The 14,206-nt window shown below is 73.2% G+C and carries 12 protein-coding genes; 8 read left to right on the top strand and 4 right to left on the bottom strand.

All coding sequences use genetic code 11. The features are described from left to right. Positions 1-29: 29 nt before the first annotated feature. A complete protein-coding gene (locus C8D89_RS25495) occupies positions 30-1,490 on the top strand; it encodes a serine/threonine-protein kinase (protein ID WP_116710945.1) in 1,461 nt (486 codons plus the stop codon). A gap of 18 nt (positions 1,491-1,508) precedes the next feature. Here C8D89_RS25495 and C8D89_RS25490 read toward each other — a convergent pair whose 3' ends face one another. After that, a complete protein-coding gene (locus tag C8D89_RS25490; protein ID WP_116710944.1) occupies positions 1,509-2,927 on the bottom strand; it encodes an alkaline phosphatase PhoX in 1,419 nt (472 codons plus the stop codon). Positions 2,928-3,131: 204 nt separating this feature from the next. On the opposite strand from C8D89_RS25490, the gene C8D89_RS25485 reads away from it, so the two are divergent. The 5 genes from C8D89_RS25485 to C8D89_RS25470 all read left to right on the top strand — a co-directional run bounded on the left by C8D89_RS25485 (position 3,132) and on the right by C8D89_RS25470 (position 8,849). Further along, entirely contained in the window at positions 3,132-4,601 is a 1,470-nt protein-coding gene (locus C8D89_RS25485; protein ID WP_116710943.1) for a GntP family permease, read from the top strand. Between the two features lie 147 nt (positions 4,602-4,748). Continuing rightward, positions 4,749-5,315, top strand: coding sequence for a methylenetetrahydrofolate reductase C-terminal domain-containing protein (locus C8D89_RS29930; RefSeq protein ID WP_207787427.1), 567 nt, complete (start codon positions 4,749-4,751; stop codon positions 5,313-5,315). Further along, positions 5,312-6,292 carry a methylenetetrahydrofolate reductase gene (locus C8D89_RS29925; RefSeq protein ID WP_207787426.1) on the top strand — a complete coding sequence of 327 codons (981 nt, stop codon included), beginning with the start codon at positions 5,312-5,314 and terminating at the stop codon, positions 6,290-6,292. Before C8D89_RS29930 ends, C8D89_RS29925 begins: the two co-directional genes overlap by 4 nt. Continuing rightward, positions 6,282-7,784, top strand: coding sequence for an SAM-dependent methyltransferase (locus C8D89_RS25475; RefSeq protein WP_116710941.1), 1,503 nt, complete (start codon positions 6,282-6,284; stop codon positions 7,782-7,784). The genes C8D89_RS29925 and C8D89_RS25475 overlap by 11 nt, the downstream gene beginning before the upstream one ends. A 15-nt stretch (positions 7,785-7,799) precedes the next feature. After that, positions 7,800-8,849: a uroporphyrinogen decarboxylase/cobalamine-independent methonine synthase family protein gene (locus tag C8D89_RS25470; protein WP_116710940.1), complete on the top strand. Its 1,050-nt coding sequence runs from the start codon at positions 7,800-7,802 to the stop codon at positions 8,847-8,849. A gap of 21 nt (positions 8,850-8,870) precedes the next feature. Here the strand turns inward: C8D89_RS25470 and C8D89_RS25465 are convergent, their stop codons facing one another. Then, positions 8,871-10,046: a uroporphyrinogen decarboxylase/cobalamine-independent methonine synthase family protein gene (locus C8D89_RS25465; RefSeq protein WP_243418381.1), complete on the bottom strand. Its 1,176-nt coding sequence runs from the start codon at positions 10,044-10,046 to the stop codon at positions 8,871-8,873. Between the two features lie 263 nt (positions 10,047-10,309). Between C8D89_RS25465 and C8D89_RS25460 the strand changes: the two genes are divergently transcribed. Further along, a complete protein-coding gene (locus C8D89_RS25460; RefSeq protein ID WP_243418380.1) occupies positions 10,310-10,921 on the top strand; it encodes a TetR/AcrR family transcriptional regulator in 612 nt (203 codons plus the stop codon). An 8-nt stretch (positions 10,922-10,929) separates the two neighbouring features. After that, positions 10,930-11,334 carry a hypothetical protein gene (locus C8D89_RS25455; RefSeq protein WP_116710938.1) on the top strand — a complete coding sequence of 135 codons (405 nt, stop codon included), beginning with the start codon at positions 10,930-10,932 and terminating at the stop codon, positions 11,332-11,334. A 10-nt stretch (positions 11,335-11,344) separates the two neighbouring features. On the opposite strand, the gene C8D89_RS25450 is transcribed toward C8D89_RS25455, so the two are convergent. Together C8D89_RS25450 and C8D89_RS25445 are read right to left on the bottom strand one after the other, a co-directional pair. Next, the gene (locus C8D89_RS25450; RefSeq protein ID WP_116710985.1) at positions 11,345-13,324 is read right to left on the bottom strand and encodes an acetoacetate--CoA ligase; all 1,980 of its coding nucleotides are present in this window, start codon (positions 13,322-13,324) and stop codon (positions 11,345-11,347) included. Positions 13,325-13,375: 51 nt separating this feature from the next. Continuing rightward, positions 13,376-14,197, bottom strand: coding sequence for an LLM class F420-dependent oxidoreductase (locus C8D89_RS25445; protein WP_116710937.1), 822 nt, complete (start codon positions 14,195-14,197; stop codon positions 13,376-13,378). Between the last annotated feature and the right edge of the window lie 9 nt (positions 14,198-14,206).

The raw sequence follows: 14,206 nt of genomic DNA, 5'->3' as shown, positions 1-14,206 counted from the left end.
AGGACCAGGCGAGCCGGTGAGGGAGGGCCATGTCGACGCCCACGACGGTGCCGAGCGCCTCGGCGACCATCGAGCCAGGACGCCTCGTGGCGGACCGCTACCTGCTGCTCGCCCGCGTGGGGCGCGGCGGATCCGGCTCGGTCTGGCGGGCCCACGACGAGCTGCTGGACCGCGAGGTCGCGGTGAAGCGGCTGCACGGCGGGCAGGCGCTCGACGCCCTGCGGTCGGCGATGGTCCGCGACCGGGCGCACCGCGAGGGCCGCGTCGCGGCCCGTCTGCACCATCCGCGTCTGGCCGCGATCTACGACATGGCCGAGCTCGACGGCGAGGTCTGCCTGGTCATGGAGTACGTGGCCGCGCCGTCGCTGGCCGACCTGCTCGACTGGAAGGGCCCGCTCCCCGCCGCCCGGGTGGTCGTCATCGGCGCCCAGATCGCCGAAGGCCTCGCCGCGATGCACCGGTCCGGCGTGGTGCACCGCGACATCAAACCCGCGAACATCATGATCGGCCCGGACGACGCGGTCACCATCACCGACTTCGGCATCGCGATCATCGGCACCGACGGCGGCGCCGATCACCACCTCGTCGCCGGCACGCCGGGCTACATGGCTCCCGAGCTCGCGTGGGGAGAGACCCCCACTGCAAAGGCCGACATGTACTCCCTCGGCGCCACCCTCTACGCCGCGCTCGAGGGTGCCCCGCCTCGACCCGAGGCGGGCGAGGTCCTCGAGAGGCTCTCGGAGATCGGCGCCGGTGGCGGTCGCTCCGGGCGGCTCGGCCCGGTGCTGCGGGCCCTGCTCGATCTCGACCCCGACCGGCGTCCCAGCGCCCTCAGCGCCGCGCGCCAGCTCACCGGGGGCGCCGTGGCGGTCGGTCCGACCGGCGCGGTGGGCGCCGGCGCGCGGGCGTCCACCGCGGAGCTGACACCGGAGGACGGAGTCGACGACGGAGCCCCGGGTGCCCGGGCCGTCGGCGGGGTCCGGGGTTCCCGGGATGTTGAGGACGCGGCACCGGAGTCCGCACCTCCCGCCGGCCGCCACCGGGCCGCGATGGGGGCCTGGCAGCGCCCGTCCCGTCGCGTGCTCGGGGCCGGCCTCGCCGGGGTGCTGGGCGTGGCCGGATTGGTGGCCCTGGCGACCGGGCCGGACCCCGCACCGTTGCCGCCCGCCTCGCCCTCCGTGATGCAGGCGGCTCCTCCCCCGCTGCCCCTCGCGGGGGCGCCCATCGTGCCCGCCGCTCCGACCACCGCGACCTCGACCCCGGTCGACGAGGTCGCCTCGGCGGGGCCGACGCGCTCCGAGAGGCGCGCCCGCGCGTCGGCGCAGGTTCCGGCGGCCGACGACGGCGATCGTGCACCCGGTCCGGGCCGCGGGCAGGGCCGTGGCGAGGGCCGCGGGGACGACGAGAAGGAGGACAAGAAGGAAGAGAAGGAGGACAAGGACGACGAGAAGGGCGAGGGCGCCGGCAATGGCCGCGGCCGCGGCAAGTGACCGGGGCGAGCGGTCACGTCAACGCTGGGTGCGCCAAGGTCCCGTGACGGCGTAGCAGATGCCGGGCTCGTAGAGGTTGGCGAACAGGATGCGCTTGTCCCGCGAGTAGACCGGGCCGGCCATCTCGTTGCTGTTCAGGTCGTTGCGCGCGATCGGGTAGGTCTCCCCGCTCGGCGTCGCCCCGACCAGGTGCTGGACCCCCTCGCCGTCCTCGGCCAGGATCACCCCGCCCCACGGCGAGACGGTGATGTTGTCCGGGCCGTCGTAGGTCCCGTCCTGCTCGGGGTCGGGGTTGACCCCGAACCGCAGGCGCAGGGTCAGCGTCGATCGCCGGGGGTCGTGGAACCAGACCTGCCCGTCGTGGGGCACCGGGCTCTCGTCGCGGGCGAAGCTGCTCACCACGTACGCGCCGCCGTCGCCCCACCAGCACCCCTCGAGCTTGCGCCCGCGGGTGACCTGCGGCGGGTCGACCTGGAGCCGTGCCGGCACGCCCCGGGCGTCGCGGTCGGGCACGGCGGTCCAGCTGACCCGGTAGGTGGTGCCGACCTCGGTCGCCCGCGAGAGGTCGTCGATCGGCGTCCCCTCCCGGTCGGTGCACAGCATCGCCTCGAACGCGCCATCGGTGGGGCCGAGGCGGCGCAGCGCCCCCTTGCCGCCGCGGAACCCGCGCGGCGGGGTCCAGCGGTAGAGCAGGCCGTTGGGATCCGCCGCGTCCTCGGTGAGGTACATCGTCCGGCATCCGGGGTCGACGGCGACGGCCTCGTGGGCGAAGCGACCGAGGGCCCTGATCGGCTGCGGATCCCGGTTGGCGTCCCGGTCGACGGGGTCGACCTCGAAGACGTAGCCGTGGTCCCGGGTGTAGCCGTTGACCCCGGCGAGGTCCTCGGTCTCCTCGCAGGACAGCCAGGTCTGCCACGGCGTGACGCCCCCGGCGCAGTTGGTGGAGGTGCCGGCGAGGGACACGTACTCGCCCTGACGTCGTCCGTCACGATCGACGGTGATCGTCGTGGTGCCGCCCGGCGCCTGCGGGTCGTAGGTGTACTCCGGCGGCGTCGGGACGACGAACGGTCCGGCGGCGGCGCGGGCTCCACGCAACTCGTGGTTCTGCACGAGCACGGTGCCGTTCGCCCGCGTCGGGAACGCGCCCATGCCGTCGCTGTTGGTCGGGCTGGGCTCGCCCGAGTCGAGCCGGGTGACGCCGGCCTCGGACACGACCGTGTACCGGAAGCCCTCCGGCAGCGCGAGGCGGCCCGCGGGGTCGGGAACGACCGGGCCGTACCCCGGCCCCCCGGAGCCCCCGGGTCCCGGCGCGGCGCCGGCGTTGGGCGCGGTGAACAGCCCCTCGGCGCTGCCCAGCAGCGCGACCCCGCCCGCGAGCACGGCGGAACGGGACAGGAAGCCGCGGCGGGACAGGCCCCCGGCGAGTCCGTCGGTCATGCGTGGTGGTTCCTCTCGAGGGGGCGGTGCGGCACCAATGGGTGATGACCCCCCGACGCTCCCCCACCGACGTGGCCGCCAGTTGAACGACACGCGGCCGGCGCTCCCCCTCCCGAACACGCCGTGACGGTCCGAGGGAGCTGTTCCGCACGCGGACGAGGCGTACCTTCTGCCTGACCGCCCGCCCTCGTCCGGGAGGACACCGTGGACCAACCGGCTCCGACGCTCGGGACGACACCGCTCCTGCTCATCGCGGTCGGCGCGGTCGCGCTCCTGCTCCTGCTGATCATGAGGTTCCGGCTGCACGCCTTCGTCTCGCTGATCCTCGTCAGCGTGCTGACGGGCATCGCCACGGGTCTGCCGGTGTCCGAGCTCGTCGACACCCTGCTCGACGGCTTCGGCTCGACCCTCGCCGAGGTCGCCCTGCTCGTCGGGCTCGGGGCGATGCTCGGCAAACTGCTCGAGGTCACCGGCGGCGCGCAGGTCCTCGCGGACAGCCTCATCTCCCGCTTCGGCGAACGGCGCGCGCCCCTCGCGCTCGGTGTGGCCTCCCTGCTGTTCGGCTTTCCGATCTTCTTCGACGCGGGCTTCGTCATCCTTCTGCCGATCATCTTCACCGTGGCGCGGCGCTTCGGCGGGTCGTTGCTCTACTACGCCCTGCCCGCGGCCGGCGGCTTCGCGGTGATGCACGCCTTCGTGCCGCCGCACCCGGGTCCGGTCGGCGCGGGCAGCCTGCTCGGCGCCGACGTCGGGCTGCTCGTGGTCGTCGGGCTCGTGGTCGGGATCCCGACCTGGTTCCTCGCGTCGTACCTGTTCTCGCGGTGGATCGGGGCGCGGATCGACCTCCCGGTGCCCACGATGTTCGGCCGCTACTCGGGCGAGCCGGCACCCGACGGCAACGGCACGCAGCGACCCGACGAGGACGACGACGGGCCCGGCGGCGGGACCGGCGGCGGACCCGGCGGCACCGTCACCGACACGCCGGTCAGAGCGCCGGCGTTCGGCACCGTCATCATGCTGCTGCTACTCCCGCTCGTGCTGATCCTGTTCAACACCGGGCTGAACACGCTCGCGACCTACGGGGTCGTGCCGGAGGACGCCACCTGGGTGGCATCGCTGCAGCTCATCGGGGAGACCCCCATCGCCCTGCTGATCACCCTGCTCGTGGCCGTGGTCGTCCTCGCCCGCGAGCGGTTCAGCCGCGAGGAGGTCGAGGACCTGCTCAACTCGTCGCTGGGGCCGATCTGCTCGATCATCCTGATCACCGGCGCCGGCGGAATGTTCGGCGAGGTCCTGCAGGCCAGCGGCATCGGGACGGCGCTGACGACGTCGCTGAGTGCGCTCGGCCTGCCGATCATCGTGGCCGCGTTCGTCATCGCGCTGTGCCTGCGGGTCGCGCAGGGCTCCGCGACGGTTGCCCTGCTGACGACGGCGGCCCTCGTCGCGCCGGCCGTCGCCGCCGCCGGGATGTCGGGCCTGGATGTCGCGCTCGTCGTCATCGCCATCGCCTGCGGGTCCACCGCGCTCTCGCACGTCAACGACTCGGGGTTCTGGCTGGTCGGACGGTTCCTGAACATGGACGTCTGGACCACACTGCGGACCTGGACCGTCATGGAGACCCTGATCGGCGTGATCGGCTTCGTCATCGCCGCCCTGCTCAGCCTCGTCGTGTGAGTCCTGCGGGCTGAAAGCCGCGCTTGTCGTCCTCGACAACGATCGCCGGGCGAACGCTGTCGCTCCGCACGATGACCGGCGTGCGTCCGCGCCCGCATGCTCACTCCACGGACCTCCGCAACGGTGGGAGCAGGTGTGTCGGGAGTGATGACGAGTGCGGCCGAGGCCGCGGGCGGGCCGACGCCCGTCCGCCCGCGGATGCGCGCCGGCACCGCCTACGCCTGGCACCGTGTCCTCGCCCGGGGTGCGGTCACGCGGTGGCTCGCGCGCGCCATCGAGCGCAGCCCCGCGGCGACGCGGGGGTTCACCTCGGCGGAGCGGGTGAGCAAGGAGCACCTCTTCGGGTGCCGCATGTGCGGCCAGTGCGCGCTGCCCGCCACCGGCTACGCCTGCCCGATGACGTGCCCGAAGGAGTTGCGCAACGGCCCGTGCGGGGGCGTCGGCGGCGACGGGCGCTGCGAGGTCCACCCGGAGATGCGCTGCGTGTGGGTCGAGGCCCACGAGCGCGCCGAGCAGGCCGGTCGCGCGGACGACCTCGCCCGCCTGCAGCGTCCGGTCGACCAGCGGTGTCGGGGCGAGAGCTCCTGGCTCAACCACTGGCAGGGGCGCGACGAGTGCATGTGGACCGAGCCCGTGCGTCCGGACCGGGAGGGTGTCCAGCCCCGGTCCCTCCTCGGGCGCGAGCTGGGGCTGACCCCTGTGGGCCCTCGGTGAGCGCCCTGCGCGAGGCGCTCGCGGCCGGGCGCTTCGCGGTGACGGCCGAGATCGGCCCGCCCCGCGGGGCCGACCCGACGGTCATCACGCGCAAGGCCGAGCACCTGCGCGGCTGGGTCGACGCCGCCAACGTCACCGACAACCAGGGTGCCCACGTCCGGATGAGCAGCCTAGGTGGCTCGGTCCTGGCGCTCCGGGCCGGGGTCGAGCCGGTCATGCAGGTCACCTGCCGGGACCGCAACCGCCTGGCCCTGCAGTCGGACCTGCTGTCGGCCGCCGCGCTCGGGGTGCCCAACGTCCTGCTGCTCACCGGCGACCACCCCCGCTACGGGGACCACCCGGACGGCAAGCCCGTCTTCGACCTCGACGGCGTCCAGCTGGTGTGGACCGCACGCACGATGCGCGACGAGCGCCGCCTGCTCTCCGGCCGCGAGCTCACCGCCCCACCGTCGTGGACGGTCGGGACGGTGGAGAACCCCTTCGCTCCCCCGGTCGGCTTCCGCGCGCGCCGGCTGCTCAAGAAGGCGGTGGCCGGCGCCGAGTTCGTCCAGACCCAGTTCGTGTTCGACGTCCCGCGCTTCGCGGCCTTCATGTCCGAGGTCCGCGACCTCGGCATCCCCGAACGCTGCGCCGTCATCGCGGGCGTGGGGCCGCTGCGGTCGGTCCGGGTGCTCGAGCACGTCCGCGACAACGTCCCCGGCACCCACGTCCCGGACGCCCTCGCGCGGCGGTTGCGCGGAGTGCCGCCCGCCCGGGTGGCCGAGGAGGGCGTCACCGCGTGCGTCGAGACGATCCAGGCCGTGCGCGAGATCCCGGGCGTCGCCGGCGTGCACGTCATGGCGTTCGGCTTCGAGCACGGGATCCCCGACATCCTCACCCGGTCCGGCCTCGGACGGGCCGACCGCTCCCAGGCCGACCACACCGAGGGCGCCGTGCCCACGACCGTGCTCCCGGGAGGGGCCCACCGTGCTGGTTGACTTCCGTCCCCACACCCGGCTCTGCGCGACCCGTGACGCCGTCGACTTCGGCGCCACGCTCGGCCCCGTCGTCGAGGCCCTCGGCGCGGAGTGCACCGACCTCGCGCGGGTGCGTGTCGTCGCGGACTGGCTGCAGTACCGGGCGAACTTCCGCGAGCCGGTCACGGTCCGCCCGTTCGTCGCCGCGGGCGCGACCGACGCCGACATGGCGCACGACCCCGTGCCGAAGCCACCGACCGTCCGCGACGACGACCTCGAGCTCGCCCTCGACGTGCGGCGGTGCGCCGGCCTCGACGCCCCCGCGCTGCGGGACCTCGCCCGCCGCGCGATCCGGGGCAGTGACCACGTGCCGCTCGAGGGGTGGGGGCGCATGAGCGAGAGCTGCATCTGGGGCTTCAACGCCCTGTACTGGCAGGCCCTCGACCTGTGGGAGCAGGCGACCGGACGCTCCTACGAGCAGGCCCTGCCCGGCGGTGAGAGCGACGCCCGCAACCGGGCGGGCGCGCGGGAGCTGATCGCCGAGCTCTTCGCGGCCTGGGACCGCCTCGCCGAGCGCAACGCCCTCCCGCCGGAGCTGTACGTCGTCGAGCTCGGGGTCGGCAACGGCACGCAGGCCAAGGTGTTCCTCGACGAGTTCGTCGCCGCCGACCACGAGCACGGCCACGAGTACTACCGACGCCTGCACTACCTGATGTGCGACTACTCGTCCTACGTCCTGGAGCTCGCACGCAAGACGGTCGCGGAGCACGACCAGCACGTCAGCTCGTTCGTGCTCGACGCGACCTCGCCGCGCACCGCGCTCGGCTTCCTCAAGTACAAGGTCTTCCTCGTCTACATCTCCAACGTCTACGACAACCTGCCCACCGACGAGGTCGCCCAGCTCGGCGGCCGGACCTACGGTGTGCAGTCCCGGGCCTGCCTGCCGCGGCCGGCGGTCGACGAGCTGGCCGCCACGACCGGGGCGGAGCCCGAGCGTGTCCCCGCCCTCGTGCCCAAGCTGCTGCGTCTCGGCCCGGCCCTGCTCGCCGAGGCCGCCCCCGACCACTTCGGAGGGGTGGAGGACGCGGTGGCGTTCTGGCGGCGGACCTGGGCGGCGCTGCGCCTCGAGGAGCGTTACGTGCCCCTGGCCGGCCTCGACCTCTACCCGTTGACCCCGGAGATCAGCGGGGAGTCGTTGCGGCCGCTGCTGGAGGCCGGAGCCGACGTGCGGATGCACGTGAGCAACGGCGCCGTGGCGAGCTTCGTCGACACCCTCACCCTACTGCACCCGTTCGGGACCCTCGTGTGCCACGACCTGTTCGTCACCGACGTGCAGGCCTACCGGACGCGGTTCGCGGGTCCCGGCAAGTACGACGGGTCGGTCGTCAACTGGGTCAACGGCACGCTGCTGGCCCACCTCGGACGGCGGCGGGGCTTCGAGGTGGCCTACGCGCCGTTCGCCCACCGCGACGGCACGAACGTCGTCACCCTGACCGCGCACGTGCGGGACTGACCGGGAGGCCCACCGATGCTCCTGCCCACCACCGTCGTCGGATCGTGGCCCGTGCCCGAGTGGCTGGAGCGGCTCAAGACCGACCACTACCGCGGGCGGGTCAGCCGCACCCAGCTCGACGACGTGCACGACACCGCGATCAAGGCGGCGATCAAGGACCAGGAGCTCGCCGGCGTGGACATCGTCAGCGACGGCGAGCTGCGCCGCGACAACGACGTCGACTACTTCCTGGCCCGCGTGCCCGGGGTGGTCCTCCCCCTGAGCGTCAAGGAGTTCTACTACGACTACTACACGGTGACGGTGCCCGCGCCCCTGCCGCCGGTCGAGGGCGCGAGCCTCGGGCTCGCCGACGACTACGCCTTCACCCGGGCCCACACCGACCGGCCGATCAAGTTCTCGTTCACCGGCCCGTTCTCCCTCGCCCAACGGGTCGCCGAGCACGTCTACCCCACCCGCGCCGAGCTGGTCCACCGCCTCGCCCAGGTCCTGCACGCAGAGGCCGTGGCGCTCGCCGCGCGCGGCGCCACCCGCCTGCAGATCGACGAGCCCTACCTCGCCGGCCACCCGCAGCAGATCGGCGACGCCGTCGAGGCCGTCAACCTCGTCGTCGACGGCGTGGACGTGCGCTGGGGCCTGCACGTCTGCTACGGCAACCGCTACGCCCGCCCCTCCTGGGAGGGGCACTACGACTTCCTCTTCCCGGCCGTGCTGGACGCCCGGGTCGACGAGCTCGTCCTGGAGTTCGGGCGCAAGGGTGACGAGGACCTCCCGGTGCTGGCCCACGGCGGCTGGGACCGCGACGTCGGGCTCGGCGTCATCGACGTCAAGGACCCGGCGGTCGAGTCCGCGGCGACCGTCGCGAACCGCATCCGCCGGGCCCTCGAGCTGGTGCCCGCCGAGCGTCTCGTCATCAATCCCGACTGCGGGCTGCGCAACCTGCCCGCGGCGAACGCGCGGGCCAAGCTCGCCGTGATGGTCGCGGGCACGGCGAGGGTCCGCGAGACCCTCGGCCCGCCGACCGCGACCACCGTCGACGACCGCCCCACCGTCGCCACCGCGAGCTGACGCGACGGCGGGGATGTTCGCTCAGCGCACGCCGAGCTTCTCGGCCGCCATCCGCACGCCCTCGACGCGGTTGTGGATCTTCTGGAACGCGACGTCCCGGGCGTAGTCGGGCGAGCCGTGGTTGGGCTTCTCGTCGATGGAGAACGGCGAGAACCCGCAGTCGTCGGTGGCGGCGAGCTGCTGGCGGTCGATGAAGTTCGCGGCGCGCACGAGATCGTCGCGGACCTCCTCGGGGCTCTCGACCCGCGGGTTGAGAGGGTTGATCACGCCGATGAAGGCCATCTGCTGCACACCGTTGGCGTCCGAGCGCAGGTTCTGCCCGATCGAGCGGTACACCTCGTCCTTGTCGCGCTCGGACTTGAGCTGGATGAGGAAGTAGCCGGCGTTCATCCTGAACATGCTCGGCAGGAGGTTGTTGTACGGCACGTCCGCGGAGTGCACCGAGTCCCGATCACCGCCCGGGCAGGTGTGGATCCCGATGTTCACGCGCTCCTCGGGGGTGAACCGGTCGAGCACCCAGTTGTTGATCTCGATGAACCGGTCGAGCAGCCCCGCCCCGGTCCAGGGGTTGCGCGGGTCGTTGCGGGTGGCCAGGCGACCCTCGGTGAAGTCGATCGAGACCCGCGACGCCCCGGCCGCGAACGCCTTGCGGATGTCGCGCTCGCACTCGTCGACGAGGTCCTTCTCGAACTGCTCCTTCGGGTAGCCCGGTACCTCCTCCCGGAGCGGGTAGAGCAGGTAGAGCATCGAGGGCGCGATCACCGCCTGCTTGATCGGCCTGTGCGCGTACCCCACGGACTTGGCGAGGGTGTCGGCGGCGTAGGTCTTGTAGTGGAACGGGCCACCGGTCAGGCGCGGCAACTGACGCCCGTGGCCGTCCGCGAAGATCGCGAAGAACTGCCCGCCCTCGCCCGAGAGGTTGTCGGCGAGTCCGGTGCCGGCGAGCGTGTCGGTGATCGGGTAGGTGGCGAACGACGACCAGCGCTGCTCGCCGTCGGAGACGATCGGCGATCCGGCCTGCTCCTGGCGCTCGATCGAGTCGCGCACCGCGGCGTCCTGCTGCTGCTCGAGCGCATCCTTGTCGATCTCCCCGCGGTCGTAGGCCGCGTAGGCGTCCTGCAGCTCCTGGGGCCGCGGCAGCGAGCCCACCTGCTCGGTCGGGATGCCCGTCGCTGCGCGCGGGTCGTAGTCACTCACGTGTCCGTTCCTCCCTGGGCCTGCTCTCCTGCACTCACGGCGAGGGCACGAACAACCACACGGCGGGGCCCGGAGGACCGGCGCGCTGTTGCACCTGCCGACGTCTCGCCGTTCGTCGCGAGACTGGTCGGTCTCCCTAACCGAAGTTATCGTCGTGATGCAGGTCACGTCAATCGACGCGCATGATTGGGCCGGTGGCCCGGCGGGCAGGTCCTGGCCCGGTTCCGGGCGGAGGATGCGTGCCGCGAGGGGACGGTGGGAGCGTGACGCGGACCGGGGACTCCCGCGGGCGGGAGCGCCGCGGCAGGGCACGGCTACGGGACGCGGCGTACGAGCTGTTCTCCCGCGAGGGGGTCACGCAGGTCGGCGTCGACGCCGTGGTGGCGCGGGCCGGCACCGCGAAGATGACGCTGTACCGGAACTTCCCGTCCAAGGACGCCCTCGTCGTCGACTTCCTCCGGGAGCGGGAACGACGGTGGACCCGGGAGTGGCTCGAGGCGGAGAGTGCTCGACGCGCGGACGATCCGGTCGATCAGCTCCTGGCCATCTTCGACCTGTTCGCCGAGTGGTTCGCCACCCCCGCCTTCGAGGGGTGCGCGTTCATCTCGACCCTCCTCGAGGTCCGCGACCCGCGGGACTCCGCGCACCGGGCGAGCGTCGAGCACCTCGCCGCCATCCGCGGCGTCGTGGCCGAACGTGCGGCGCGGGCCGGGGTGGCCGAACCCGAGGAGTTCGCCCGGCGCTGGCACATCGTCATGAAGGGGACGATCGTCGCCGCGCAGGAGGGTGACCGCAACGCGGCCGCCGCGGGACGGGAGCTCGCGCTCCTGCTGCTGGCGCGGCACGGGCTGTCCCCGTCCGAGCCGTCCTCGTGAGCCGCCCGGTGACCACCGGCCCGACCCGACGCGATGTCGTCGCGCTGCGGACCCGCGACCTGGTCGGCCCGCACGGGTACACGCTCAGCATCACCGGGGCGTTCACGATGACCGCGGCCGAACGGGGTCTTCCCGGCGTCCTCGCCGCCTACCTGTTCGTGGTGGGCGCCAGCCTCGGGATGGCCGCGGTCGCCCTCGCGAGCCGGGTGCGACGCCTCCCGGACGAGTGCCCGGCCTCCCGCCCCCTGTCGATCAACCCGGTGCCGCTCGTGGCCGGGCCTGCGGGGGCCCTACCGGCGAACTTCATCCCGATCGAGGCCGTGGCCTACACCGTGGCCGGCGCCGTCGCGAGCGCCGGGTACGCCCTGCTGTACGCGCTGGTCACCGGTCGCCGGCGCTCCGACCCCGAGTAGGGGACGGCGTTCAGCCCGCGGTCGAGGACCGCCGGTCCGCGGCGAACCGTGCGTACCAGCGCAGCGCGTCCGGGTCGTCGACGGAGGCGATGTTCGCGGCCTTCTCCAGCGGCCGGCCGGAGAGCAGCTTCTTGATCGGGACCTCGAGCCGCTTGCCGGTCAGGGTGTGCGGCACGGCGGGCGCCTCCAGGATCTCGTCCGGCGTGTGACGGGGCGTAAGGCGCGACCGCAGGGTGGTCACGATCTTCTCCTTCAGCGCGTCGTCGAGCTCGTGCCCGGGCGCCGGCACCACGAACAGCCCCAGCCAGTACCCGCCGTCGGGCAGGTCGACCCCGACGACGAGGGTCTCGACGATCTCCGGCATGGTCTCGAGCACGTCGTAGAAGTCGCTGCTGCCCAGCCGCACGCCGCCGCGGTTGAGCGTCGAGTCCGACCGACCGTGGATGGAGACCCCGCCGTCGGAGTGCATCGTCACCCAGTCGCCGTGGCGCCACACCCCGGGCCAGGTGTCGAAGTAGGACTCCGTGTACCGGACGGCCTCGGGGTCGTTCCACAGGTACACCGGCATCGAGGGCATCGGCTGGGTGATCACGAGATCGCCCACCTCGTCGACGACGGGGTGGCCGGCCTCGTCCCAGGCCGCGCAGTCGACGCCCGCGATCGGGCCGCCGATGCGCCCCACGCGGACCGGGGCGTACTCGTTGGCGCCGACGAAGGAGCCGGAGATGTCGGTGCCGCCGCTGGTCGAGTCGATGCGGACGTCGGGGCTGACGTGCTCCATCACCCAGTGGTAGCCGTCCGGAGGCAGCGCCGAGCCGCTGAACATGACCGTCCGCAGCCGGCTCAGGTCGTGCTCCCGGCGCGGCGAGACCCCCGTGCCGGCCGTGGCGGTGACCACGGCGGCCCCCATCAGCACGACGTCGGCCCCGGTGCGGGCCGCGACCTCCCAGACCGCACCCGGCGGATGGTTGGGGGCGCCCTCGTAGAGCACGATGCTCGCGCCCTGGGTGAGGGCGCCCAGCTCGATGTTCCACAGCGCCCAGCCGGTCGAGGTGTAGGTGAACATGCGCTCACCCCGGCGCAGCCCGGCGTACAGCCCCGACCACATCAGGCCCTGCAGGGTGATCCCGCCGTGGCCGTGCACCAGTCCCTTGGGCAGCCCGGTGGTGCCGGAGGTGAACAGCACCCACAGAGGGTGGGAGAACTCGACCTGCTCGAACTCCAGCGGCTCGTCCCCACCCCCCTCGACACCGGCCAGCAGGTCGTCCCACGACGTCGTGCCCGCGGGCTGCGGGCGGTCGAACACGTACGGGACACCGACCACGTGCTGCACGGTCGGCAGGTCCTCGCGCAGCCGCGCGACCACGTCGGCGCGGTCGATCTCCTTGCCGTTCCAGTGGTAGCCGTCCACCGCGATCAGCACGGTGGGCTCGAGCTGCGCGAGGCGGCCGATGGTGCCCTCGGCGCCGAAGTCGGGTGAGCAGCACGCCCACACCGCCCCGACCGCGGCGGTGGCGAGGCAGGCGATCACCGCGTGCTCGGTGTTCGGCAGGTACGCGCCGACACGGTCACCGGGACGCACGCCCGCCCGGCGCAGCCACCCGGCGGCCGCCGCCACCGACCGGCGCAGCTCGCCCCACGTGATCTCCCGCTCGGGCCGGGCGCCCTCCTGCACGCAGACCAGGGCCGGGGCGTCGTCGTCCCCGTGGCGCAGCAGGTGCTGCGCCCAGTTGAGCCGCGCGCCGGTGAACCAGCGCGTGTGGGGCATCGGGTCGGCGGTGCGCACCTGCGTCCACGGGGAGGAGAAGGCGACCTCGAAGTAGTCCACGACGGAGACCCAGAAGCGGTCGACGTCCTCCACCGACCACGCCCACAGGGTGTCGTGGTCGGGGAACGCCCGTCCCTCCCGTTCCTCCAACCAGTCCAGGTACGCCCGGAGCGGGGAGTCGTGGATGCGCTTCGCCGTCGGGGTCCAGAGCGTCTCGGTCATCGGCACCGCCTCGTCGCGCAGGGTCCGTCGGTGAACATAGAGCGGGTTCCGTCAGCGCAGCCAGCGTTCGGCGATCGCGTCGAGCCGGCGCAGCACGTCGCGCTCGGCGACCGGGTCGACCCAGAACGCGACCCGCTCGACACCGACCTCGTCGAACCCGGTGGGGTCGAGGGCGTCGGGGTCGGCGCCGAACGCGGTGAACGGGACGCCGGCGCGGCCCTGATCGGACAGCCAGGACCGGACCCGGCGGTAGGTCTCGACGTCGAAGGTGTCGGGCAGCCACGCGTCGCCGTGGTCGCGCAGGCGGCGCAGGGCGGCGTCGCTGCCGCCGCCGACGTAGATCGGCGGGTGCGGCGCCTGCACCGGCTTGGGCCAGCAGTACATCGGGTCGAAGTCGACGTACTCCCCGTGGTACTCGGCGAGCTCCTCGGTCCAGATGGCGACCATCGCGGCCAGCTTCTCGTCGAGCACCTTCCCGCGCTCGCGGGGATCGATGCCGTGGTCGCGGGCCTCCTCGCGGTTCCATCCGACCCCGACGCCGAACATCGCGCGCCCCCCGGAGACGAGGTCGAGGCTGGCGACCTGCTTGGCCGTGTGGATCACGTCCCGCTCGGCGGGCAGGGCGACCCCGGTGGCGAGCCCGAGACGTGAGGTGGTCGCGGCGACCACGGCGAGGGTCACGAAGACGTCGATGGTGCGGTGGAAGTGCCGCGGCAGGTCGCCGCCACCCGGGGCCGGGCCCTCCCGGCTCGCCGGGATGTGCGAGTGCTCGGGCACGAACAGCGACTCGAACCCGCGCTCCTCGAGGGCCGGCCCCAGCACGGCCGGGGCGATGGTCTCGTCGGTGGCGAACAGGACCACTCCGTACTTCACGGGCTCGGG

Origin of the sequence: Actinomycetospora cinnamomea, from assembly GCF_003096675.1 — a bacterium.
Lineage (GTDB): Bacteria > Actinomycetota > Actinomycetes > Mycobacteriales > Pseudonocardiaceae > Actinomycetospora > Actinomycetospora cinnamomea.
The sequence above is the reverse complement of the archived record's forward strand: the minus strand, read 5'-3'. Positions and strand labels throughout refer to the sequence as shown.

What these genes read in the sequence shown, in the direction of transcription:
- C8D89_RS25495 (WP_116710945.1), top strand. Translation starts at nt 30, where the DNA reads ATGTCGACGCCCACGACGGTGCCGAGCGCCTCGGCGACCATCGAGCCA.
- C8D89_RS25490 (WP_116710944.1), bottom strand. Translation starts at nt 2,927, where the DNA reads ATGACCGACGGACTCGCCGGGGGCCTGTCCCGCCGCGGCTTCCTGTCC.
- C8D89_RS29930 (WP_207787427.1), top strand. Translation starts at nt 4,749, where the DNA reads ATGACGAGTGCGGCCGAGGCCGCGGGCGGGCCGACGCCCGTCCGCCCG.
- C8D89_RS25470 (WP_116710940.1), top strand. Translation starts at nt 7,800, where the DNA reads ATGCTCCTGCCCACCACCGTCGTCGGATCGTGGCCCGTGCCCGAGTGG.
- C8D89_RS25450 (WP_116710985.1), bottom strand. Translation starts at nt 13,324, where the DNA reads ATGACCGAGACGCTCTGGACCCCGACGGCGAAGCGCATCCACGACTCC.